Raw genomic sequence first — 19,824 nt, 5'->3', positions numbered from 1 at the left:
GTCATAGTCGAAGGGACAGAAGATTAACCTCGGTTCAAAAATTTTGAAATTTCTCTGCGACAACTGTGTTGGTAGACCTTTTTCGAAAGTCCCGACTGATTGTGATTTTGAGGGGGCGTCTTGGCTGGACGCTTACGCAAATGTGTCTTCGGAGGGCATTCAATTCCACAGCCTAGCCCCCAAAAACAAAAAAACCAGCCACACCCCAGCCGCAAAGCCACGATATGGATGGTCCCCTCAATCAATCTCAAACCGCTTCAGGCAGCTGCCTCAAATCCCCCCCACCAACTTCCCCCCATCCATCCTGCGTTTGTAGGCACTATCCCGACTCGCCAGCCAAAAATACAACGGCGACGTCACCACCAACCCCACCACCCAAGACAAATCCGCCCCGTTAATGTGTTCGGAAATCGGCCCCACATACAGCGGCGTGTTCATAAACGGAATCTGCACCGCAATCCCGATGGCATACGCCAGCAGCGCCTGTGGGTTGTACTTGCCGTAGATGCCGCCATCCACCCGGAAGATCGACGCAATGTCGTACTTGCCCTTATGAATCGCATAAAAGTCGATCAGGTTGATCGCCGTCCACGGCACCAGGACCACCAGCAACACCAGCACCATGTCGACGAAGTGGCCGATGAAGTCTTTGGAGGCGAACACCGCTGCAATGGCGCAGGCGGCGAGTACGAGGATGGAGATCACCGCGCGGCTTTTGGCCGTCGGAATCCAGCGATACGCGAAGGTCTGCACCAGGGTGATGATCGACAGCACCGCGCCGTACAGGTTGAGGGCGTTGTGGCTGATCACGCTGAGCAGGAACAGCACCAGCATCAGTGGGCCGATGGCGCCGGTGGCGAGTTTGACGGCGTCCATGGTGTCCATGCCCACTGGGGTGGCGAGGACGGCGACGGCGCCGAAGATGAAGGCCAGGCTGGAGCCGAGGGCGGAGCCCAGGTAGGTGGTCCAGAAGGTGGAAGCGACGGGCACGTCGGCCGGCAGGTAGCGGGAGTAGTCCGACACGTAGGGCGCGAAGGCGATTTGCCACAGCGCGGCGAGGGACACGGTGGCCAGCCAACCGGAGATGTTGAAGCTGCCACGGGTCAGGAAGTCAGTGGTCTGCACGTGGGTAAAGATGTAGCCGAAGCCCAGCACGATGCCGGCGCCGAGCACCCAGGTGCCGATGCGGTTGAGCACGTGGATGAAGCGGTAGCCGATGATGCCGATGATTCCGGAACCGATGGCGCCGATCACGATGCCGACCGGCACGGGCACGCTGTCGACCACGCCGTGCAGGGATTTACCCGCCAGCACGATGTTGGAGGCGAAGAAGCCGATGTACATGACGCCGGCAATCACCACCACCAGCAGGGCGCCGAGGGAGCCGAACTGGGCGCGGCTCTGGATCATTTGCGGGATGCCCATTTGGGGGCCTTGGGCTGAGTGCAACGCCATTAATACGCCGCCGACGAGGTGGCCGACGAGGATGGCGACGATGCCCCACACCAGGTTCAAGTGGAACAGTTGTACACCCAGCGCACCGGTGACGATTGGCAATGGCGCGATGTTGCCGCCAAACCACAGGGTGAACAGGTCTCTTACCTTTCCGTGGCGATCTTCCGGGGGCACGTATCCAATCGTGTGTTTTTCGATAAGCGGGGCGGAGGATGTTGCAGTGGTAACCATGACGAGCTCCAAGGCAAGGTGAGTACGTTGACGTACTTCGCTGTGCGCCGCCTGCGCGGCGCTTTGTTGTTGGAGTGATCATCTGCAATGGTGGCGGGGAGGTAAATTAGTAAGTTTGTTGCTATAGACCTTAAAAAATATAGCTCGCGCTTTGATACGCTCCGGTATGTTGCCTACCTGTGTTTTGCGGGCGAAGTCCTGCGTTTATGGAGGTCCCGATGGCTGCCTATAACCTGCGCCAGCTCAGATATTTTGTCACCACGGCCGAGTGCGGCAGCGTCGCCGAGGCTTCGCGCAAGCTGTATATCGCGCAGCCGTCGGTCTCTACCGCGATCAAGCAGTTGGAAGACAGTTTTGGCGTGCAGCTGTTTATCCGCCATCACGCCCAGGGTGTGTCGCTGACACCTAGCGGCGCGCGGTTTTATCGCAAGGCGCTGGAGTTGTTGCGGGTGGCGCATGAGTTCGAGCAAAACGCCCTGGCCGACAATGATGTGGTGGCCGGGCAGATCGATATCGGCTGCTTTGAAACGGTGGCGCCGTTGTATTTGCCGCGCTTGATCGCCGGCTTCAAGGCGCGTTGGCCTGGGGTGGAAATCCGCATTCGCGACGGCGAGCAGCAAGAACTGGTGCAGGCGCTGACGGCGGGCAGTATTGATGTGGCGATGCTGTTTGAGCATGACCTGGGCGGCACGATTGAAACCACGCCATTGATGCCGCCGCAGCAGCCGTACGCGTTGCTGCCGGCGGATCATCGCTTTGCGCAGCAGGCCAAGGTGTCGCTGGCGGACCTGGTGCTGGAGCCGATGATTTTGCTGGATGTGCTGCCGAGCCGGACCTACTTCGTGAGCATCTTTGAAGAGCGCGGGTTGACCCCGAATATCGTGTTCAGCTCGCCGTCCATCGAGATGGTGCGGGGCATGGTGGGCAGGGGGTTTGGCTTTTCGATTTTGGTGACCAAGCCTTTTACCGAATACACCTACGATGGGCAGAAGGTGGTGTGCGTGCCGTTGGCAGAGACCGTCACGGGCTCGGGGTTGTCGGCGGTGTGGCTGCGGCGGGCACCGTTGACCAAGCCGGTGCAGCTATTCGTCGACTACTGCCGCGAAGAACTGGCACGCCTGCTGGGCTGAACCTGAAATGCTCTCTAATCAACAACAGAGATCAACTGTGGGAGCCGGGCTTGCCCGCGATGGCGGTGGGTCAGTCAGCCTCCATGTGTCTGAAAGACTGCATTCGCGAGCAAGCCCGCTCCCACATGGGATTTTGGGTGTCTGGTAGAGCGGTGACTCAGGCGGCGGTGTGTCAGTTGCCCGAAGTGTTGGCGGCTACACTGCTATCGCAGGCAAGCCAGCTCCCACAGTAAATCTGTGTTGCCCATCCTGCCCAGAAGAACTGGCGCGCCTGCTGGGCTGAACCTGAAATGCTATCTCGTCAACAACAGAGATCAACTGTGGGAGCGGGCTTGCCCGCGATGGCGGTGGGTCAGTCAGCCTCCACGTGTCTGAAAGACTGCATTCGCGAGCAAGCCCGCTCCCACATGGGGTTTTGGGTGTCTGGTAGAGCGGTGACTCAGGCGGCGGTGTGTCAGTTGCCCGAAGTATTGGCGGGTACACCGCCATCGCGGGCAAGCCAGCTCCCACAGTAAATCTGTGTTGCCCATCCTACCCAGAAGCACTGGCACGCCTGCTGGGCTGAACCTGAAATGCTATCTCATCAACAACAGAGATCAACTGTGGGAGCGGGCTTGCCCGCGATGGCGGTGGGTCAGTCAGCCTCCATGTGTCTGAAAGACTGCATTCGCGAGCAAGCCCGCTCCCACATGGGATTTTGGTTTCTGGTAGAGCGGTGACTCGGGCGGCGGTGTGTCAGTTGCCCGAAGTGTTGGCGGGTACACCGCCATCGCAGGCAAGCCAGCTCCCACAGTAAATCTGTGTTGCCCATCCTGCCCAGAAGCACTGGCGCGCCTGCTGGGCTGAACCTGAAATGCTATCTCGTCAACAACAGAGATCAACTGTGGGAGCCGGGCTTGCCCGCGATGGCGGTGGTTCAGTCAGCCTCCACGTGTCTGAAAGACTGCATTCGCGAGCAAGCCCGCTCCCACATGGGGTTTTGGGTGTCTGGTAGAGCGGTGACTCGGGCGGTGGTGTGTCAGTTGCCCGAGGTGTTGGCGGGTACACCGCCATCGCAGGCAAGCCAGCTCCCACAGGAGAGCTGTGTTGCCCATTGGGGGTGTTGTTCGGCTCAGGTGCGGATCGAGTCGAGCATGCGCTGCAGCATGGCGTCACAGCCTGCCAACTGCTCGATACTCACAAACTCATCCGGCTTATGCCCCTGGTCCATACTCCCGGGCCCGCACACCACCGTGGGAATGCCCACTGCATCAAACAACCCGCCCTCGGTGCCGAATGCCACGGTGCCGAAGTCCCTTGAGCCGCTGAATGCCGCAATCAATTCCGCTGCCTGGCTGCGCTCATCGGTCACCAACCCCGGGTACGCCGACAGCTCGGTAAACCGGATCGCACTCTGCGCACTCACCGCCTGCATGCGCGGTAATACCTGTTGCAGGGCGTAGGCTTGCAGTTCCTCGGCCACTTCACCCGGGTCCATAGAAGGTAATGCGCGAATCTCGAAATCAAACCGGCAGTCTGCCGGGACGATATTCAGTGCTTTCCCCCCGGCAATCACCCCGGTCTGCACGGTGCTGAAGGGCGGATCAAACCTCGGGTCCTGCGTCTGCCGCAGCCGCTGGCCAATTCGCCCCAGTTCACCGATCAAGTCGGCGGCATGTTCAATCGCGTTCACCCCAGACGGCGCATACGCCGAGTGGCAGGCCTCGCCATGCACGTCGCAGCGCATCGCCAGCTTGCCCTTATGGCCGAGCACCGGTTTCAGTTCAGTCGGCTCGCCGATGATGCACAGCATCGGTTTCACCGGCCGTTGCTCCAATACCGCGAGCAACGAGCGTACGCCCAGGCAGCCGACTTCCTCGTCGTAAGACAGGGCGATATGCACCGGTAGGCGCAAGTTGGCCTTGACCAATGCCGGCACCAGCGCCAGCACACACGCGATGTAGCCCTTCATGTCCGCCGTGCCCCGGCCAAACAACTTGCCGTCGTGCTCGGTCAATTCAAACGGCGGCAGCGTCCACGGCTGGCCGTCCACCGGCACTACGTCGGTGTGCCCCGACAGCACAATGCCCGGCAACTCCACCGGACCAATGCTGGCGAACAGGTTGGCCTTGCTGCGTTCCGCGTTGTAGACCAGCTCACTGGCCACGCCGTGCCCCGCCAGGTAATCGCGCACGAACGCGATCAGCAACAGGTTGGATTCGCGGCTGGTGGTATCAAACCCCACCAGCGCGCGCAGCAACTCGCGGCTGCTGCTCATCGGTCGTCTCCGGCCACGCCGTAACCGGGGGAGCGGTCGGGGGCGAGGGCGCGGTCGATGTAGTCCTGCACTTGCGGGCGGTAGGCGTCCCAGAGTTTTTGCAGTGCGCCGATGGGGTGTTCCTCGGCCCAATCCACCCGCAGGTTGATGATTGGCCAGGTCAGCTCGCCCACCACCACCAGTGCGGCGGAATGCACCGGCCCGGCTTCGCCACCGGCGGCGATGGCGGCGTGCATCGCCGCCAGCAGGCGGTCTGCTAACTGGCCTTCGCCGTGCTCGAAAGCCTTGACCATCGCTTCGATCACTGCTCGGTCGGCGAGCATGTTGCCCGCCGCCACGCACTGTTCGCCCGATACGGCATTGTGCGTGCCGAGGGTTTCACTGCCGCTGAAATGCACACTGCGGCCCAGGTGATCAATCGCCGTCAACTGCCGGTATTGGCTGTAGCCGTTGCGCGTCAGGGCTTTGTCGACGGCCTCGGCCGGCGCCAGGCCTTGTTCGAGCAGGTCGAGCACGTCCGGGCCCAGCGCCGGCAGGGTGATGTTCTGGGTCGAGACCGCGCCCACACCGGGCCGCAGCCAGGGGCAGCGGGCGCCTACGGCTATGCTCGATGAGCTGATGGCGATGCCCAACTGGCCGGTGTCCGCGCAACGGGCGACGATTGAAAAGGTCATGGGTGGCTCCTTATTCGGGGATGACCGCGATCACGTCAATTTCCATCAGCCACTGCGGCTGGCCCAGGGCCGAGACCACCAGCCCGGTGGAGATCGGGAACACGCCTTTGAGCCACTTGCCGACTTCCTGGTACACCGGCTCGCGGTAGCGCGGGTCGATCAGGTAAGTGGTGGTCTTGACGATATGGCTCAGGTCGCTGCCAGCTTCTTCGAGCAGTTGCTTGACGTTTTTCATCGCCTGTTCGGCCTGGGCACGCGGGTCGCCGAGGCCAATCAGGTTGCCGTCGAAATCGGTGCCCACCTGGCCGCGCACATACACGGTGTTGCCGGCGCGCACGGCCTGGCACAGGTCGTTGTCGAGGCTTTGGTTAGGGTAGGTTTCCTTGGTGTTGAACATGCGGATGCGAGTGTGAGTAGGCATCAAAAAAACTCCAGAAAAAAGGATCAGGCGCTGACAGGGGCGGTGTGAACAACCGGTGCGGCTTCGCGGTACTCAAGGTATTGGCGCTGGATGGCGATGTGGTCGGCCACGTACTTGGCGTCATGCCACACGCCCCAGATAAACGATGAGCCACGGCGCGACTGCCACGGCAAGCCGAGGAAGTAGATGCCCGATTCGCTGGCCACGCCGCGCTGGTGCTGCGGCTTGCCGGCGGCGTCAAACGCATCGACTTTCAGCCAGCTGTAATCCACGGCAAACCCGGTGGCCCAGATGATCGAGGTGATACCGGCCTCGGCCAGGTCGAGCTCAAGGATCGGGTGTTTGATGCATTCGGCGTCGGGGAACACGCGGCGGGCTTCGGGTTCCACGGGCAGGTCGAGGCCGTTGCGCTCGATATAGGCATCCGCCGCTTCCAGCAGCGCCAGGTAGTTCTCATCGCCGCGTGCCAGGTTGTCCACCAGGTTAGGCTGGAAGGTGGCGGTGCTGCCATTGAACGCTTGCGTGAGGCCAACCAGGGTCATGCCTTGCTGGGCCAGTTCACGGAAGTCGATGGTCTTGCCGCCGTGGGCGCCGCTCACGGCGATGGTTACGTGCTCGCGGCCGGGTTTCATCGCGGCCTGATCCCACTCGCCCAACACGCCCAGCCACCAGCAAAAATCACGGTTGCGATAGGCACGCGGCGGGCGGTCATGGGCGCCGACCGACAGGTACACCCGGCGCCCGGAGCGCTGCAATTCATCGGCGATCTGCACGCCGGACGAACCGGCGCCCACCACCAGCACTGCGCCTGCCGGCAGTTGCGCCGGGTTGCGGTAGTCGGCGGAATGGATCTGGTGCAGCGCGGTGTCTTTCGGCGCGATGGCCGGAATCACCGGTTTCTGGAACGGCCCGGTGGCCGCGACGACGCGGTTGGCTTCGATCACGCCGTCGCTGGTGTGCACGGTAAAGCCCGGGCGGCCGACATTGCGTACCACGGAGGTTACGTCCACACCGGTGCGAATCGGCGCATTGAATTTGCGCGCATAGGCTTCGAAGTAATCCGCCACGCGTTCTTTCGGCGCGAAGCCATCGGCAGCGACGTCGTCGAATTCAAGCCCCGGAAAGCGGTCATGCCAGGCCGGCCCGTTGGCCACCAGCGAATCCCAGCGCCCGGTGCGCCAGCGCTCGGCGATACGGCTGCGCTCCAGCACCAGGTGCGGCACGCCTTGCTTGCTCAAGTGCTCGCTCATGGCCACGCCAGCCTGACCGGCTCCCACCACCAGGGTGTCTATTGTTGTTATTGCTTGCGTCATGTGTCTGTCCTTGCGTAATGCAGTTGGATTCAGCTTGGGCATGACTTCAAGGTAGGGGGAGGGCGGTTTTTAATAAAATATTATTAAGCTGGGAACAGAGCATAAATATCGGATGCAGAGGCGGTGGATAGGTTTATCAACCACCCTGAATCCTCTGTGGGAGTGGGCTTGCCCACGATTGCAGTCGTCCAGGTGATAGAGTCCCGACTGACCCACCGCCATCGCGGGCAAGCCCGCTCCCACAAGGTTTCATGCCATGCCTACGATCCGCGTCATGACCCCAACCGACTACGACGCCGTGCTCGAACTGATGCAAAACACCCCCGGTATTTCCCTGCGTGACGCCGACTCCCGCGAGGCCACGCAGCGTTATCTGGCGCGTAACCCGCAGATGAGTTTTGTCGCTGAAGCCGAGGGCCGGTTGATCGGCTGTGTGATGTGCGGCCATGATGGGCGTCGCGGGTATTTGCAGCACCTGCTGGTGTTGCCGGACTATCGTCGCCAAGGCATCGCCCAAGCGTTGGTGCAACGCTGCCTCGCCGCGCTGGAGCAGCAGGGCATTCACAAATGCCACCTCGACGTTTTCAAAACCAACACCCACGCCGCCGAGTATTGGCAAGGGCAGGGCTGGACACTTCGAACGGATATCGACCGTTATTCATTCACCCGAAAGGGCAATGAAAACGCATGAAAGGACAACGCAATGCTCGAGATCAAACGGGCCACGCCCGACGACGCCAACGCCGCGTTTAACATCCGCCGCGAAGCCATTCGTGGCCAATGCATCGGCGCCTACACCGCTGAGCAAATGGCGCTGTGGACGCGTGGCTCCGCTGAGGACGGCTACAGCGTGCTGATGGACAAGCCGTTTTACCTGGGCTGGGTACAGGGTGAACCGGTCGCCACCGGCATGCTCGACCTCGACAACAACGAAGTGGGCGCGCTGTTCGTGCTGCCTGCATTCACCGGTCGCGGGTACGGTAAGAACATGCTGGACCATCTGGAAAAGGTCGCGCGGGAATCAGCGATTGAACAGGTGGTGCTGGACGCCACGTTGAACGCAGCGAGCTTTTACAGAGCGTGCGGGTATGTGGGCGATGAGCAGGCGGTGTATCACTCGCCGTCGGGATTAACGTTGGCGTGCATCCCGATGGTAAAGCGGCTGTCTGCGATGTAACGAACACCGCCGAACCCCTGTGGGAGCTGTCGAGCCCCGGCGAGGCTGCGATGGCGGCGGCACTGTCAAAATAGTTGCCGCCTGATACACCGCTATCGCAGCCTCGCTAAAGCTCGACAGCTCCCACACTTGATCTTCACTCGACGCTGAAGGCCGCACGCAGCCGCTCAATCACCTGCTCGACCGAAGCCCCCTGAATCATTGGCGACGTCAGGCTCTCGCCAAACTCGCGCCACACAAACAACGTCAACTCCGCCCCATCGGTAAGCGCCTGTTCGTGTGCGCCAAAACCTTGCAGCACCCGATACCGCTCATCCCGCCAAAACGCCTGTTCCACCCAGTCATACACCGGGATGAAATGAAAATGCAGTGGAAAGCCCGGCATATGCCCATAGCGGCTGATATACAGCCATTTCGGCTGCAGCTGTGCCTCCATCACCCGTTGGGTGTGAGCCAGTAAGCCTCCCAGCTCCGCGAGTGCGGCCTCGGGCATATCGGCGAGGGTGTCGATGGGGGCTTTGGCGCCGAGCATCAGGTAACCCGGCAGCTTCGAGGCCAGGTGATGGTTGAGCAACCAGTGCTCGGTTTGATGAAGGATGAAAGCGGGGTCGATCTGCATAAACACGCGTCCATGAGAGCAGGGCGGGCAGGATAACAAGCACGGGCGCCTGTATCCCGCAAAAGCGCGCGATCTGTGTCTACCCCTGCGCCTGCCGAGTGGATAGTGTCGAGCCCCGTTCACTGATTTGCGAGCACACGATGGAACTGACTGCCGTCCCGTTTGGCATCACCGACTGGTCCAGCCTCGACGCCGTGATCCATCCCGGCGTTACCGGCAATGCCCTGTGGCGCACTTGCCAGTTTGGCACCACCCGTGTGCGCATGGTCGAGTACACCCCCGGCTACCTGGCCGACCACTGGTGTTGGCGCGGCCACGTCCTGCTGTGCCTCGAGGGCGAGTTACACACGGAGCTGGAGGATGGCCGCCAGTTCACGCTGACGGCCGGGATGAGTTACCAGGTGGGCAATGACATGGAAGGGCATCGCTCATCCACAGGCGTGGGGGCGAAGCTGTTTATTGTGGATTGAGCCTCACCCTTGCGAAACATCCTACCCAACTCCCGCGCCAAGCCAATGCTGAACTCAATCAACGGTGGAGCTGGCTTGCCTGCGATGGCATCGACGGTGTGTCACTGATGGGCCGGGTTGCCGCATCGCAGGCAAGCCAGCGCCCACAAAAAAGCGAATCTGCGGCGTACGCAAATTCGCTGTTGATCTAACCACTCAGGGCCAGGCGCGGTGCCGGGCTTTTGCTTACTGTTGCGGCTTAATGCATCTTGCTATGGTCCATGCCACCCATGTCGTTCAAGGCGCGGGCCGGCGCTTTCACGTCGATCGACTGCTTCTCGCCCTTGGCGTTTTCGACGGTCAGGGTCAGCGGCACCTGGTCGCCTTCCTTGATCTGGCCGGTCAGGCCCATCAGCATCACGTGGTAGCCCTCCGGGTCGAGCTTGATCGCTTTGCCGGCGGGCAGGGCGACCGCGTTCACCGGGCCCATGCGCATCACGTCGTCTTTCATGCTCATTTCATGGATCTGCACGTCCTTGGCCACCGGCGACGCCACGCTGAGCAATTTGCTGTCGCTGTCGGCGGTGAGGGTCATGAACGCGCCGCTGGACGGTTGGCCCGCCACGGTCGCGCGGACCCACGCGTCGGTCACTTGTACCTGGGCGCTGGCGTGTGCCGCGAGGCCCAGCAGGGTCAGGCCGAAGGTGATGCGCTTGAGGTGTTGAACGGCAGTCATTAGCAGACCTCCATGACGGTGAGCAGGTCTTCTGCGCACTCTTTAGCGGTAAGGGATGCCGACAGGCCCAGGCGCAGGTTGCCACGGGTGTCGAAGACGAAACTGGTCGAGGTGTGGGACAGGGTGTAGGTGTCACCGGCGGGGATCTTTTCATAAAAGATCCCGAATTCCTTGGCGGCCACGGCGATTTCTTCCGGAGTGCCGTACAGCGCTTCGAAGCTGGGGTCGAAGGCCTTGACGTAGCGGTCGAGCAGTTCCGGTGTGTCGCGCTCGGGGTCGAGGGTGATAAACACCACTTGCATGATCTCGCCGTCGCGGCCCATCAGCTTCTTGGCCTGGGCGGCGCGGGCCAGGGTGGTCGGGCACACGGCCGGGCACTGGGTGAAACCGAAGAACACCACCGGCATGAGGCCACGGAACGAGCTCAGGGTGACGGTTTCGCCGTCAGTATTCTTGAGCTTGAAGGTGCGGCCCATGATCTTGTCACTGAGGTCCTTGCCGTACTTGAAGTTCAGCTTGGGGCTGTAGTCACAGCCGCCCAGTAAACTGCCGAGGCCCAGCAGGCCCATACCGGTCAGCACTTTGCGGCGGGTGAATAACGTACTCATCAACTGTGCATCCTGTGAAACGCCTGCATTGCTCTGGATCTACACATCAGGCTTTGACAGCCAGGCATTGAAACGTAGAAACGAGGAGGGCGCCCAGTCTACCAACCCTGGCCAGCCCGCGTAATCTGCGACGTTCTGCCACAGGGGCGCGTGGCGATTCATCCTTTTGCGGCTTCGATGGTAAAGTCGCCGCCATGAAATTGAGCCACCCTGACCGTTCGCTGATCGCCTGGGCCCTGTACTTTTGCGTGCTGATGAACGTGTTCGCCTGCGGTTTGGGGCATGGGCAAATGTTGGGCCAGCAGCTCAATGGCATCGGGGGGGCGTTCTGTTCGGTGGGCGGTAGCCAGGCGCCAGTTTCCGACAAAGGGTCAGGTATCCCGGCCTCCAGCAACATCTCGAACTACTTTGCTTGCCCGGTGTGCGCTGCCGTGACGGTGGCCATCGTGTTCCTCATCGGCCTGGCCTGGTTGCTGAGCCTTAAGCAAACCCCGCGCCCTACCCACGAGCGCCGCAACAAAGCCCCTCCGCGCTACTCATGGCCCTCGGCCAACCCTCGCGCTTCCCCCGCATTCTGACGTGTGCCTTGGGCCTCCTGTGATCAGGAGGCGTTCTATCGTCACGACTGTGAGTGCGTTTCATGAACCCTCTATTGCCTGCCGGCGCCAGCCGCCTGGTCAGCAAGGCGTCCCGTCGCTTGCGCGCGGAGCCGTTGCGGCCCGAATACCCCAGCAATTCCCGCTGCTTCGTGCATTTGGATGCACGCTTGTTGCCGCATTGGCATGCCTTGTTCGATATTTGCCCGGCACTGCTCAAGCTTGATCCGCCGGAGGGCTTGAACCTGTTTCGCAGCTTCATGACCTGGGCCTATCGCAACCAGACGCCGCAGGATTGGACCTATCACCTGAATGTCTGCCGCTGGCTGCTCACGTCGCCGTATCGATTACAGATCGACGACGAACCCATTGAGGCGTTCATGGCGGCAGCGGCAGCCCGCTGGATCAATACCGACGAAAGCCAGGCTCAGGGCGTGGTTCTTGGCTGGCGCGATTCGACGGTGTTCGATTGGAAGGGCGCTGCGGTGGTCGGCGTCGAACAGCAGGTACTGCCGGCCCCGACCGGCGACTTTGCCTGGTGCCCGCTGACCCGGCAGGCGGGCTTCAGCGGCTGGTTTCCGGTGCCGTAAGGCTAAGGCGAATCCATTGCGCAACGCTGGCCACGACGATGCCCTGAGCGCAGGCCGGTGGCGGCCTTGATGGCGAAGCGTTTCGCCAGGCTCGCGGGCGGCTAGCTGCCGCTGCGCGTTGCCTTCTTCTTGGTCTTCTTGCTGGTGGGCTGCTTGTTTGACGAGCCACTGGTGGAGGCCTTTTCTTTCGGCGGTGTGTCAGCTTTTTTGGTGGAGTCCGAAGGGCTGCTGGGGTAGGTGCCCGGAGGCAATGCGGAGCCGACGACGCGGTTGCCGTTAAGCGAGTTTGCCGGAGCGACGTTATCGCCAAAGGCGGCGAAGGCTGGGCTTGCCAGCAGGGCCGTAAAACCGACGATAAGCAAAATCCTTTGGGAAGTACTGGTCTTCATGACGCTTTCCCCTTGATTAGGCCGAAGCCCGGAAAAAACCGGGCCCCGGTGGTGTTTCAATCAAGACTTCTTGCCGCCGCCGGCGCTGTGCGCGCCGCCTTTTTTACCGGCTTCAGAAGCCTTTTCACGGTCATTGGCAAAATTGCCGCCGGAGCCTTGACCACCGCTTTTGTGCGGGGTGTCCGGCTTGCCTTTGCCGCCTGCGCCTGTCGTGGTTTTTCCGTTAGTAGCCATTTCCAAATTCCTCATCAATGAGTGAATCAATTCAATGGTGTCGCTTAATTGGGAATGCGCCATCCAAATCAAAGTTTGAAAAAGTTCGCGAGCATGCGACGAGCGGTTATTACCCGCCGCTGACTTTCCAATGCTTGATGTCTTCGGAAAACACCACCTGCTTGACCTCATGGGCGATCCCGTAAGCCAGTGATTCATGGGCGGCAATGACTTTTTCCTCGGCCGACAGGCACTTGAAAATATCCAGCTGGGTATCGGCCTGGGTGGTCTCCAGCTCATAGATTTTCACATAGCGCGCCAAATCGTTATCCAGGCTCGACAGGTACTCGCGCAGGCGCTGGTGGTCCACCGAGCTTTGGCTGAAATACCAGTTCATCGGGTGGATCAAAAAACGCGAGTGCGGTGTGGTGATGCGACGGTTCGCCGCCAGGAACATGATGATGCCCATGGATTCGATATTGCCCGCGTTAATCGCGCACAACGGCACCGGCAGCGCCTTGAGGAAGGTGTAGAGGGTAAAGCCGAAATTGGTGCTGCCACCGGTGGTCGAGAGGTTCAGCAGCAGGGAACTGGCGCCTTCGTCAATCGCATCCAGGCAACAGTCGCGAAAGCGTTCGCTGGTACCCTGGTCGATCTGGCAGTGAAAGTGAATAACGTGCTCGGTCATCCTGAACCTCCGTAGTCCAACGCAAAAGAGGTAACTGGGGTTGAGTCTAGAAGGTTGCTCAAGATGCGCCGCGATGATTGGGCGTGAGTACTGGCTGAAAATCAGATGGAACCCTGAAGCGATCTGCTTGACCTAACGCGTAGACCTCAGGAGGTGAATCATGCAATTAGAATATATCTGGATCATTTTGGCAGTGGTTCTGCTGATTCTGGAATTGTGGGCGATCAACGTCGTTTTGCGCAGCACCGGTGGCTGGGAGACCAAAGGGTTGTGGTTGATCATTCTGATCTTCGTACCGCTGTTCGGGCTGATCGCCTGGGCCATGTTCGGGCCAAAACGCGAGATGCCTGAAGTTCGAAAAAACTGACGCTGAACCCGACTGAAAACAGGCGCCCAAGGGGCGCCTGTTTGCATTCCAGGCCCTGCGTTAACCTGCAACGGCCTTGGCAATCGCCTCGTTGAACGCCGGCAAGTCATCCGGTGTACGCGAGGTAATCAAGGTCCAGCCATTGGCGGTGCACTCTTTGACTTCGGCGTCGACCCAGCCGGCAGCGCCGGCATTTTCGAGGTCGATGCGTACGCTCTTGTAGGAGGTCAAGGTCTTGCCCTTGATCACCCCCGCGTCGATCAGCGCCCAGGGTCCATGACAGATTGCTGCGATGGTTTTGCCGGCCTTGACGAAGTCGTTGATCAGTTTCAACGCTGCCGCATCCTGGCGCAGGGTGTCGGCATTGACGGTGCCGCCAGGGATGACCAGGGCGTCAAAGTCGCTGCTGGTGACATCCGCGAGCTGCACGTCGGATTCCACGGCTTGATCCTTCTCGGTATCGCCGACGAAGGTCTGGGTGGTGCCACCTTTGCTGGAGGCGTGAGTGACAGTCGCACCGTAACCGCGCAGGGCTTGCAGCGGCTTGAGCAGTTCATCGCGCTCGATACCGGTGTTGGAGGTGATGATGAGGATGTTCTTGCCGTTGAGTTGCGAACTCATGGTCGAGTGTCTCCTAAGTCAGGGAAGGATCAATGGGCGTGATTGGCTTGCAGCTCCTTGGCCATTTTCAGGTGGGCTTCAAGGGTCGGCAGCGTTTTGGTGGCGAAGGCTTTCAACTCGGCGTTGTCCGAAGAAGCAGCTTCTTTCTTGAACAGTTCGACGGTTTTTTCGTGGGCCGCCACCTGGTTGTTGGCGTAGGCCTTGTCGAACGATTCGTCGCGCAGTTCCAGGATGGCCTTCTTGGCTTTGTCGGTCAGCGCGGCGTCATCGGGGACTTCGATGTCCAGCTTCTTCGCCAGTGCCGCCAGTTCCTGGTTGGCTTTGGTGTGGTCGGTGACCATGTGTTGGGCGAAAGTCTTCACGTCGCTCGCGCTGCTTTTTTCCAGCGCCAGCTTGCCGGCTTCCACCTCGGTGATACCGCCTTGGGCGGCGTCGTCGACAAAGCTGTTGGACGTGGCGGCCATGGCCGTGGTCATGGAGCCCGCAACCAGCACAAAGGTCAGGCCCATTTGTTTCATCAGCAGAGTAGTCATGGTGAATCTCCTTGAAATCGACAATGGCGTGATGCCGTACCTGATGGTTGAGCGAGTGCTGGAGCAAAAGGTTTAAATTAATTCGCAGTTATTTCGCCGGTGGCACTGGCGGGCAATTTCCTTGAACTAACCCAATTCGCAGGGCTCTGCTGCATAAGTGCCTGCCGATTTAGGTGGGCGTTCAACTGCCTGGAGATACACCGTGACCGATCACAAAACCGTCGATAAAACCCCGTCGCCCATCAGTTCGGAAGACGCGCAGAAAGGCACCGAAAAACCTGCCAAAGGGCAGACGCTGGAACGTGCGAACCCGCATACCGAAACCGTGGACAAGGTGCTGACGCCCACGTCGATCAAGGACACCGAGCGCCAGACCGACGCCATCAACGAGCAGGCCGCCAAGGCTGAGCGCAAGTTGGGCCACTGAGCATGGCTCGGTCCATTACGGCGTCTGAACTGGGCATCGAGCTCAAGCCCGGGGATGACGCCAGCCTGTTCAGATGGTTCATTGCCAGCTTCCTGATGGGCAAGCGTATCCAGGCGCCCATTGCGGCGCAGGCTTACAAGGTGATCGTGGAAGAGCAGGGCCGCGACACTGCGCGCAAGTTGCAGCACTGCACATCGCGTGAACTGGTCAGCATGCTCGGGCGCGCCCATTACGTGCGTTACGACGAAACCACGGCGCAGCGCTTGCTCGACCTCAGCGCCAAATTGAACGCCGAGTACGCCGGCAAAATCACCCATATTCGCAGCGCCAGCCAGGACCGTCAGGCTTTTGAAAAGCGCTTGGGCGAATTCGATGGCGTCGGGCCCAAGACGATCGAGATTTTCATGCGCGACGCGGCCACGGTGCTGTTTTGACGGCACGGCTGTATGTGGGGTGTGCCGGCTGGAGTTTGCCCCGCGAACGCTGGCCGGACTTTGCCGGCCAGGGCACGCATTTGCAGCGTTATGCAGCGCGTTTCAATGCGGTGGAAATCAACAGCTCGTTTTACCGCCCGCACCAGCCCAAGACTTACCAGCGCTGGGCGGAATCGGTGCCGCCGGCGTTTCGGTTTTCGGTCAAGGTGCCCAAGCGCATCACCCATGAACTGCGTTTACAGCACTGCGAGGCGGCGCTGGATGAGTTCCTTGGGCAGTGCCTGCATCTGGGGGAAAAGCTCGGCTGCCTGCTGGTTCAACTACCGCCTTCGCTGAGCTATGACCCCGTTGTGGCCGCAGGGTTTTTCAGTGCAGTGCGCCAGCGCTTTGCCGGTGCCGTTGTGCTGGAACCGCGCCATGCCACGTGGCTTGAGGCTCAAGCGTTGTTGGTGGAGATGCAGATGGGGCGCGTGGTCGCCGACCCAGCGGTGATCGACGCGGGCGTGGGTTGGCAGGGCGTACAGTATTGGCGCCTGCACGGTTCGCCGCGTATCTACCACAGCGCCTATGGCCCGCAACGGGTGCAGGCGTTCGCGCGACAGTTGAACCACGCTGTCGCAGCCGGCGTTCCCACCTGGTGCATCTTCGATAACACCGCCAGCGGCCACGCAGTGACCGATGCGTTGTGTCTAGTCGACCTCCACGCGCAGCACTTCCAGGCCTAACTGCTCATACGCCTCGACACTCGGCACATGCCACTCCGTGATAAGCGTATGGATTCGGTTGCACGGCGCGACCACAAAGGGTTCCACCGCGCCGAGCTTATCGGCCAGGGTCACGGCCACGACATGGGATGCGCTGTCGAGCAAGGCTTGTTTGACCGCCACTTCATCGAAATGCAGCGAGCTGATACCGACCTGTGGATGCAGCGCGCACACGCCGGTAAACAGCAGGTCGGCCTTGATGCTCTGGATCAGGCGCACGGCATCCTGGCCGCTGGTGGACAAGGTGGCGGGGTTGAGCTGGCCACCGGCGAGGATCACTTTTACCTCGGGATGATCCGCCAGGGCGATGGCGATCATCGGCGACGGCGTGACCACGGTCAGGCGGATCGAGCGCGGTAACGACTGGGCAATCTGCAGTGTGGTAGAGCCGGAATCGAACAGTACGATCTGGCCATCCTCCACCAGGTCAGCCGCCAGTTGCGCGAGGTGGCGCTTGACCTCGTTGGTCTCGCCGACGCGGGTGAAGAAGTCCTTTCCGGTGTCTTTGGGCCGGGGCAGGGCGCCGCCGTGCACGCGTTGTAACAAGCCGGCAGCGGCGAGTTCGCCGAGGTCGCGGCGAATGGTGTCCTGGGACACGGCAAAGTGTTCAACCAGCTCAGACGCGGTGACTTTACCGTCGCGCTCCAGCAGCAACAGGATCTTTTGTTTGCGCAAAGAAGGCAGGTCGACAGCTTGGTGGGTGTTGTGCATGTTTGTGCTTCTTTTTGCGGGTTTATGCGAGATTAATCATCTGCCGAAGTAAACGCAATGGCTGGTTGCGCAGCCGATCGGCGGTTACTCTCTGCGCTCAGTTCAGGGAGAGGTGACCCAGATGTCGTTGATCACAACCATCGAAGACTTACGCAAACTGGCGCAGAAACGTGTCCCCCGGATGTTTTACGATTACGCCGATTCCGGCTCCTGGACTGAAAGTACCTACCGGGCCAATGAAAGTGATTTTGCCCGCATCAAATTCCGCCAGCGGGTGGCGCGCAATATCGATGAGCGTTCGATCCGCGCCACCATGATCGGCCAGGACATGGCCATGCCTGTCGCCCTCGCGCCCACTGGTCTGGCGGGTATGCAGCATGCCGATGGCGAGATCCTGACCGCCCGCGCCGCCGCCGCTTTTGGCCTGCGCTATACCTTGTCGACCATGAGCATCTGCTCGTTGGAAGACATTGCCGAACACGTAGGCCAGCCGTTCTGGTTCCAGCTGTATGTGATGCGTGATCGCGGGTTTATCGAGCAGTTGATCGAGCGCGCCAAGGCCGCCGGGGTGGACGCGCTGGTGCTGACTCTCGACTTGCAGATTCTCGGGCAACGCCATAAGGACTTGATCAACGGTCTGTCGGCGCCGCCCAAACTGACCCTGCCGAATATCCTCAACATGATGACCAAACCGCGTTGGGTGATGGGCATGCTGGGCACCCAACGTCGCGGCTTCGGCAATATCGTCGGGCATGTAAAAGGCGTGGCGGACATGAGTTCGCTGTCGTCGTGGACCGCCCAGCAATTCGACCCGCGCCTGAGTTGGGATGATGTGGAGTGGATCAAGAAATGCTGGGGCGGCAAGCTGATCATCAAGGGCATCCTTGATGTGGAAGACGCGCGCCTGGCGGCCAATTCCGGTGCGGATGCGTTGGTGGTGAGCAACCACGGTGGCCGTCAGCTGGATGGGGCGCCGTCGAGCATCAGCCAGTTACCGGCGATTGTCGAGGCGGTGGGTAATCAGATTGAAGTGTGGCTCGACGGCGGCATTCGCTCCGGCCAGGACGTACTTAAAGCCATGGCATTGGGCGCGAAAGGCACCCTGATCGGCCGCCCGCATTTGTATGGTTTGGGGGCGATGGGCGAGGCGGGCGTGACCAAGGCCCTTGACATCATCGCCCGTGAGCTGGATGTGTCGATGGCACTGTGCGGCTATAACGATATACGCAATGTGAATCGCGAGATTTTGCTGCCGGGTACCTTTCCCACAGGCGTTTATTGAGCAAAAAAATCGTAAAAAAGTAAAAAGAGTTGTCCACGAAAACCGTGGGTATCTCTGTGGATAACTTTGCGAAGGCCCGGCAGGGTTGGCGATTTAACCCTCGGTTAATATTTGATCAACTGTCGGCGCGGGCCAGTATGGGCAGGGTTTACGCTTGACAGCCAAGCGCGAACCCAGTGCCGAAAAGCATTTTTATGAGTCGTCACCACGGCCTGTGGAGTGCGTGACCACCTGCGCCGGCCCCTTTGATCGCATCAGGTTGTCCAGCGCCTGGCCATAACTGTGGCCAGCCAGGCTCATGCTGTTGTTATGGGTGGCGCCAGGCACCAGCAATAACCGCTTGGGTTCCTGGGCGGCTTCAAACAATTGTTGGCTGAAACGCGGTGGCACGTACTGGTCGGCGAGGCCATGCACGACCAGCAGGGGCATGTGCACGTCGGCAATCTTGTCGATGGAATCGAACTTCTGCGACAGCAACCAGCGCACCGGCAGCGAGGTATTGGCCACGGCTGCGGCCGCGTCCCCGAGTGAAGTGAAGGTGGACTCGATCACGAGCCCGCGCACGGGAACCGGCGTCTGTTTACTCAACTGCGCGGCCAGGTCAATGGCGACCGCACCGCCCAGTGAGTGCCCGTAGATCAGGCGTTTGCCGGGGTCGGGCTGCAACACCTGAAAGCGCTCCCAGGCAATGCGCGCGTCTTCATACACCGTGGTTTCCGAAGGCAGGTCACCGTGGCTTTGGCCAAAACCCCGGTAGTCGATGGCCAGCACCGAGAAGCCCAGCGCGTGCAATTGCTCAATGCGAAACAGTTGCCCGGTGAGGTTCCAGCGCACGCCGTGCAGGTAGAGGATCGCCGGCGCATCCTGCTTGTCCGCCGGGTACCACCAGCCGTGAAGGTTCTGCCCTGGTTTGAAACTGGCGGGCTTGATATCGAATTCCTGTACGGCCTTGGGCAGGCCGGTGTACCAACCGGCGGTGCCCGGCTCGATGCGAAACACCAGCTCGCGTTCCTTGTGTTGCAGCACCGCGCAGCCCACCGGCAGGCCGATGATCAGAATGGCCATGCACAGCAGGGGAAACCAGCGCAGGCCCAGGCGAGACAGAAAACGAGATGGCATGAAGGTTCCAGGACAAAGGC

At 60.6% G+C, this 19,824-nt stretch carries 25 protein-coding genes and 1 pseudogene; 11 read left to right on the top strand and 15 right to left on the bottom strand.

Annotated features, from left to right (window positions below; genetic code table 11):
• Positions 1-270 precede the first annotated feature (270 nt).
• Positions 271-1,686, bottom strand: coding sequence for a purine-cytosine permease family protein (locus ACI77D_RS22320; protein ID WP_407017501.1), 1,416 nt, complete (start codon positions 1,684-1,686; stop codon positions 271-273).
• Positions 1,687-1,904: 218 nt separating this feature from the next.
• Between ACI77D_RS22320 and ACI77D_RS22315 the strand changes: the two genes are divergently transcribed.
• Positions 1,905-2,816: a LysR substrate-binding domain-containing protein gene (locus ACI77D_RS22315; RefSeq protein WP_025857480.1), complete on the top strand. Its 912-nt coding sequence runs from the start codon at positions 1,905-1,907 to the stop codon at positions 2,814-2,816.
• Positions 2,817-3,927: 1,111 nt separating this feature from the next.
• Here the strand turns inward: ACI77D_RS22315 and argE are convergent.
• Genes argE through ACI77D_RS22295 form a run of 4 tightly spaced genes read right to left on the bottom strand, consistent with a single transcriptional unit; the run spans position 3,928 to position 7,523 of the window.
• The gene (argE, locus tag ACI77D_RS22310) at positions 3,928-5,073 is read right to left on the bottom strand and encodes an acetylornithine deacetylase (protein WP_407017500.1); all 1,146 of its coding nucleotides are present in this window, start codon (positions 5,071-5,073) and stop codon (positions 3,928-3,930) included.
• The gene (locus ACI77D_RS22305; protein ID WP_407017499.1) at positions 5,070-5,747 is read right to left on the bottom strand and encodes a DUF1028 domain-containing protein; all 678 of its coding nucleotides are present in this window, start codon (positions 5,745-5,747) and stop codon (positions 5,070-5,072) included. Before ACI77D_RS22305 ends, argE begins: the two co-directional genes overlap by 4 nt.
• Before the next feature lie 10 nt (positions 5,748-5,757).
• Positions 5,758-6,168, bottom strand: a complete 411-nt coding sequence (locus tag ACI77D_RS22300) for a RidA family protein (RefSeq protein WP_003207327.1) — start codon at positions 6,166-6,168, stop codon at positions 5,758-5,760.
• A 23-nt stretch (positions 6,169-6,191) separates the two neighbouring features.
• Positions 6,192-7,523 carry a flavin-containing monooxygenase gene (locus ACI77D_RS22295; protein ID WP_407017498.1) on the bottom strand — a complete coding sequence of 444 codons (1,332 nt, stop codon included), beginning with the start codon at positions 7,521-7,523 and terminating at the stop codon, positions 6,192-6,194.
• A gap of 214 nt (positions 7,524-7,737) precedes the next feature.
• Here ACI77D_RS22295 and ACI77D_RS22290 point away from each other — a divergent pair, with 214 nt between their 5' ends.
• Together ACI77D_RS22290 and ACI77D_RS22285 are read left to right on the top strand one after the other, a co-directional pair.
• Complete coding sequence (locus ACI77D_RS22290; protein WP_407017497.1) at positions 7,738-8,172, top strand: GNAT family N-acetyltransferase; 435 nt, start codon at positions 7,738-7,740, stop codon at positions 8,170-8,172.
• 12 nt (positions 8,173-8,184) lie between these two features.
• Complete coding sequence (locus ACI77D_RS22285; protein ID WP_407017496.1) at positions 8,185-8,658, top strand: GNAT family N-acetyltransferase; 474 nt, start codon at positions 8,185-8,187, stop codon at positions 8,656-8,658.
• Between the two features lie 136 nt (positions 8,659-8,794).
• Here the strand turns inward: ACI77D_RS22285 and ACI77D_RS22280 are convergent, their stop codons facing one another.
• The gene (locus tag ACI77D_RS22280) at positions 8,795-9,277 is read right to left on the bottom strand and encodes an HIT family protein (RefSeq protein WP_407017495.1); all 483 of its coding nucleotides are present in this window, start codon (positions 9,275-9,277) and stop codon (positions 8,795-8,797) included.
• A gap of 140 nt (positions 9,278-9,417) precedes the next feature.
• On the opposite strand from ACI77D_RS22280, the gene ACI77D_RS22275 reads away from it, so the two are divergent.
• Positions 9,418-9,747, top strand: a complete 330-nt coding sequence (locus tag ACI77D_RS22275; protein ID WP_064451920.1) for a DHCW motif cupin fold protein — start codon at positions 9,418-9,420, stop codon at positions 9,745-9,747.
• A 238-nt stretch (positions 9,748-9,985) separates the two neighbouring features.
• On the opposite strand, the gene ACI77D_RS22270 is transcribed toward ACI77D_RS22275, so the two are convergent.
• Together ACI77D_RS22270 and ACI77D_RS22265 are read right to left on the bottom strand one after the other, a co-directional pair.
• On the bottom strand, positions 9,986-10,462 hold the full coding sequence (locus ACI77D_RS22270; RefSeq protein WP_064451922.1) for a copper chaperone PCu(A)C: 477 nt from the start codon (positions 10,460-10,462) through the stop codon (positions 9,986-9,988).
• Positions 10,462-11,070 (bottom strand): SCO family protein, encoded by a 609-nt coding sequence (locus tag ACI77D_RS22265; protein WP_053255622.1) that lies wholly within the window; start codon positions 11,068-11,070, stop codon positions 10,462-10,464. Before ACI77D_RS22265 ends, ACI77D_RS22270 begins: the two co-directional genes overlap by 1 nt.
• Positions 11,071-11,264: 194 nt before the next feature.
• Between ACI77D_RS22265 and ACI77D_RS22260 the strand changes: the two genes are divergently transcribed.
• The gene (locus tag ACI77D_RS22260; protein ID WP_064451923.1) at positions 11,265-11,648 is read left to right on the top strand and encodes a DUF2946 domain-containing protein; all 384 of its coding nucleotides are present in this window, start codon (positions 11,265-11,267) and stop codon (positions 11,646-11,648) included.
• Positions 11,649-11,710: 62 nt separating this feature from the next.
• Positions 11,711-12,256, top strand: a complete 546-nt coding sequence (locus ACI77D_RS22255; protein ID WP_407017494.1) for a putative natural product biosynthesis protein — start codon at positions 11,711-11,713, stop codon at positions 12,254-12,256.
• Between the two features lie 101 nt (positions 12,257-12,357).
• Here the strand turns inward: ACI77D_RS22255 and ACI77D_RS22250 are convergent, their stop codons facing one another.
• The 3 genes and pseudogenes from ACI77D_RS22250 to ACI77D_RS22240 all read right to left on the bottom strand — a co-directional run bounded on the left by ACI77D_RS22250 (position 12,358) and on the right by ACI77D_RS22240 (position 13,546).
• The gene (locus ACI77D_RS22250; RefSeq protein WP_407017493.1) at positions 12,358-12,645 is read right to left on the bottom strand and encodes a hypothetical protein; all 288 of its coding nucleotides are present in this window, start codon (positions 12,643-12,645) and stop codon (positions 12,358-12,360) included.
• A gap of 60 nt (positions 12,646-12,705) precedes the next feature.
• A pseudogene (locus ACI77D_RS22245) lies at positions 12,706-12,813 on the bottom strand (general stress protein); the annotation flags it as partial.
• Between the two features lie 175 nt (positions 12,814-12,988).
• Complete coding sequence (locus ACI77D_RS22240) at positions 12,989-13,546, bottom strand: ATP-dependent Clp protease proteolytic subunit (RefSeq protein ID WP_064451927.1); 558 nt, start codon at positions 13,544-13,546, stop codon at positions 12,989-12,991.
• Positions 13,547-13,706: 160 nt separating this feature from the next.
• Between ACI77D_RS22240 and ACI77D_RS22235 the strand changes: the two genes are divergently transcribed.
• Positions 13,707-13,913, top strand: coding sequence for a hypothetical protein (locus tag ACI77D_RS22235; protein ID WP_064451928.1), 207 nt, complete (start codon positions 13,707-13,709; stop codon positions 13,911-13,913).
• 60 nt (positions 13,914-13,973) lie between these two features.
• Here ACI77D_RS22235 and ACI77D_RS22230 read toward each other — a convergent pair whose 3' ends face one another.
• Complete coding sequence (locus ACI77D_RS22230) at positions 13,974-14,534, bottom strand: type 1 glutamine amidotransferase domain-containing protein (protein ID WP_262667587.1); 561 nt, start codon at positions 14,532-14,534, stop codon at positions 13,974-13,976.
• 29 nt (positions 14,535-14,563) lie between these two features.
• A complete protein-coding gene (locus ACI77D_RS22225) occupies positions 14,564-15,067 on the bottom strand; it encodes a DUF4142 domain-containing protein (protein ID WP_064451930.1) in 504 nt (167 codons plus the stop codon).
• Between the two features lie 202 nt (positions 15,068-15,269).
• Here ACI77D_RS22225 and ACI77D_RS22220 point away from each other — a divergent pair, with 202 nt between their 5' ends.
• Genes ACI77D_RS22220 through ACI77D_RS22210 form a run of 3 tightly spaced genes read left to right on the top strand, consistent with a single transcriptional unit; the run spans position 15,270 to position 16,653 of the window.
• Positions 15,270-15,494 carry a hypothetical protein gene (locus ACI77D_RS22220; protein WP_064451931.1) on the top strand — a complete coding sequence of 75 codons (225 nt, stop codon included), beginning with the start codon at positions 15,270-15,272 and terminating at the stop codon, positions 15,492-15,494.
• 2 nt (positions 15,495-15,496) lie between these two features.
• Positions 15,497-15,928 (top strand): hypothetical protein, encoded by a 432-nt coding sequence (locus tag ACI77D_RS22215; RefSeq protein ID WP_064451932.1) that lies wholly within the window; start codon positions 15,497-15,499, stop codon positions 15,926-15,928.
• Positions 15,925-16,653, top strand: coding sequence for a DUF72 domain-containing protein (locus ACI77D_RS22210; protein ID WP_407017492.1), 729 nt, complete (start codon positions 15,925-15,927; stop codon positions 16,651-16,653). Before ACI77D_RS22215 ends, ACI77D_RS22210 begins: the two co-directional genes overlap by 4 nt.
• On the opposite strand, the gene ACI77D_RS22205 is transcribed toward ACI77D_RS22210, so the two are convergent.
• A complete protein-coding gene (locus ACI77D_RS22205) occupies positions 16,618-17,403 on the bottom strand; it encodes a DeoR/GlpR family DNA-binding transcription regulator (RefSeq protein WP_407017491.1) in 786 nt (261 codons plus the stop codon). The genes ACI77D_RS22210 and ACI77D_RS22205 overlap by 36 nt on opposite strands.
• A 121-nt stretch (positions 17,404-17,524) precedes the next feature.
• On the opposite strand from ACI77D_RS22205, the gene ACI77D_RS22200 reads away from it, so the two are divergent.
• Positions 17,525-18,685 carry an L-lactate dehydrogenase gene (locus tag ACI77D_RS22200; RefSeq protein ID WP_407017490.1) on the top strand — a complete coding sequence of 387 codons (1,161 nt, stop codon included), beginning with the start codon at positions 17,525-17,527 and terminating at the stop codon, positions 18,683-18,685.
• Positions 18,686-18,877: 192 nt separating this feature from the next.
• On the opposite strand, the gene ACI77D_RS22195 is transcribed toward ACI77D_RS22200, so the two are convergent.
• A complete protein-coding gene (locus ACI77D_RS22195; protein WP_221294477.1) occupies positions 18,878-19,804 on the bottom strand; it encodes an alpha/beta hydrolase in 927 nt (308 codons plus the stop codon).
• Between the last annotated feature and the right edge of the window lie 20 nt (positions 19,805-19,824).

Source organism: Pseudomonas sp. O39, from assembly GCF_045447295.1.
In the GTDB taxonomy this organism is placed as follows: Bacteria; Pseudomonadota; Gammaproteobacteria; order Pseudomonadales; family Pseudomonadaceae; genus Aquipseudomonas; species Aquipseudomonas antarctica_A.
The sequence above is the reverse complement of the archived record's forward strand: the minus strand, read 5'-3'. Positions and strand labels throughout refer to the sequence as shown.

Bases quoted from the DNA above. Each gene is read 5' to 3' on its own strand.
- ACI77D_RS22300 (WP_003207327.1), bottom strand. From the start codon at position 6,168: ATGCCTACTCACACTCGCATCCGCATGTTCAACACCAAGGAAACCTAC.
- ACI77D_RS22295 (WP_407017498.1), bottom strand. From the start codon at position 7,523: ATGCCCAAGCTGAATCCAACTGCATTACGCAAGGACAGACACATGACG.
- argE (WP_407017500.1), bottom strand. From the start codon at position 5,073: ATGAGCAGCAGCCGCGAGTTGCTGCGCGCGCTGGTGGGGTTTGATACC.
- ACI77D_RS22230 (WP_262667587.1), bottom strand. From the start codon at position 14,534: ATGAGTTCGCAACTCAACGGCAAGAACATCCTCATCATCACCTCCAAC.
- ACI77D_RS22320 (WP_407017501.1), bottom strand. From the start codon at position 1,686: ATGGTTACCACTGCAACATCCTCCGCCCCGCTTATCGAAAAACACACG.
- ACI77D_RS22255 (WP_407017494.1), top strand. From the start codon at position 11,711: ATGAACCCTCTATTGCCTGCCGGCGCCAGCCGCCTGGTCAGCAAGGCG.
- ACI77D_RS22225 (WP_064451930.1), bottom strand. From the start codon at position 15,067: ATGACTACTCTGCTGATGAAACAAATGGGCCTGACCTTTGTGCTGGTT.
- ACI77D_RS22305 (WP_407017499.1), bottom strand. From the start codon at position 5,747: ATGACCTTTTCAATCGTCGCCCGTTGCGCGGACACCGGCCAGTTGGGC.
- ACI77D_RS22215 (WP_064451932.1), top strand. From the start codon at position 15,497: ATGGCTCGGTCCATTACGGCGTCTGAACTGGGCATCGAGCTCAAGCCC.
- ACI77D_RS22235 (WP_064451928.1), top strand. From the start codon at position 13,707: ATGCAATTAGAATATATCTGGATCATTTTGGCAGTGGTTCTGCTGATT.
- ACI77D_RS22290 (WP_407017497.1), top strand. From the start codon at position 7,738: ATGCCTACGATCCGCGTCATGACCCCAACCGACTACGACGCCGTGCTC.
- ACI77D_RS22275 (WP_064451920.1), top strand. From the start codon at position 9,418: ATGGAACTGACTGCCGTCCCGTTTGGCATCACCGACTGGTCCAGCCTC.
- ACI77D_RS22240 (WP_064451927.1), bottom strand. From the start codon at position 13,546: ATGACCGAGCACGTTATTCACTTTCACTGCCAGATCGACCAGGGTACC.
- ACI77D_RS22200 (WP_407017490.1), top strand. From the start codon at position 17,525: ATGTCGTTGATCACAACCATCGAAGACTTACGCAAACTGGCGCAGAAA.
- ACI77D_RS22280 (WP_407017495.1), bottom strand. From the start codon at position 9,277: ATGCAGATCGACCCCGCTTTCATCCTTCATCAAACCGAGCACTGGTTG.
- ACI77D_RS22270 (WP_064451922.1), bottom strand. From the start codon at position 10,462: ATGACTGCCGTTCAACACCTCAAGCGCATCACCTTCGGCCTGACCCTG.
- ACI77D_RS22315 (WP_025857480.1), top strand. From the start codon at position 1,905: ATGGCTGCCTATAACCTGCGCCAGCTCAGATATTTTGTCACCACGGCC.
- ACI77D_RS22265 (WP_053255622.1), bottom strand. From the start codon at position 11,070: ATGAGTACGTTATTCACCCGCCGCAAAGTGCTGACCGGTATGGGCCTG.
- ACI77D_RS22195 (WP_221294477.1), bottom strand. From the start codon at position 19,804: ATGCCATCTCGTTTTCTGTCTCGCCTGGGCCTGCGCTGGTTTCCCCTG.
- ACI77D_RS22250 (WP_407017493.1), bottom strand. From the start codon at position 12,645: ATGAAGACCAGTACTTCCCAAAGGATTTTGCTTATCGTCGGTTTTACG.
- ACI77D_RS22260 (WP_064451923.1), top strand. From the start codon at position 11,265: ATGAAATTGAGCCACCCTGACCGTTCGCTGATCGCCTGGGCCCTGTAC.
- ACI77D_RS22285 (WP_407017496.1), top strand. From the start codon at position 8,185: ATGCTCGAGATCAAACGGGCCACGCCCGACGACGCCAACGCCGCGTTT.
- ACI77D_RS22205 (WP_407017491.1), bottom strand. From the start codon at position 17,403: ATGCACAACACCCACCAAGCTGTCGACCTGCCTTCTTTGCGCAAACAA.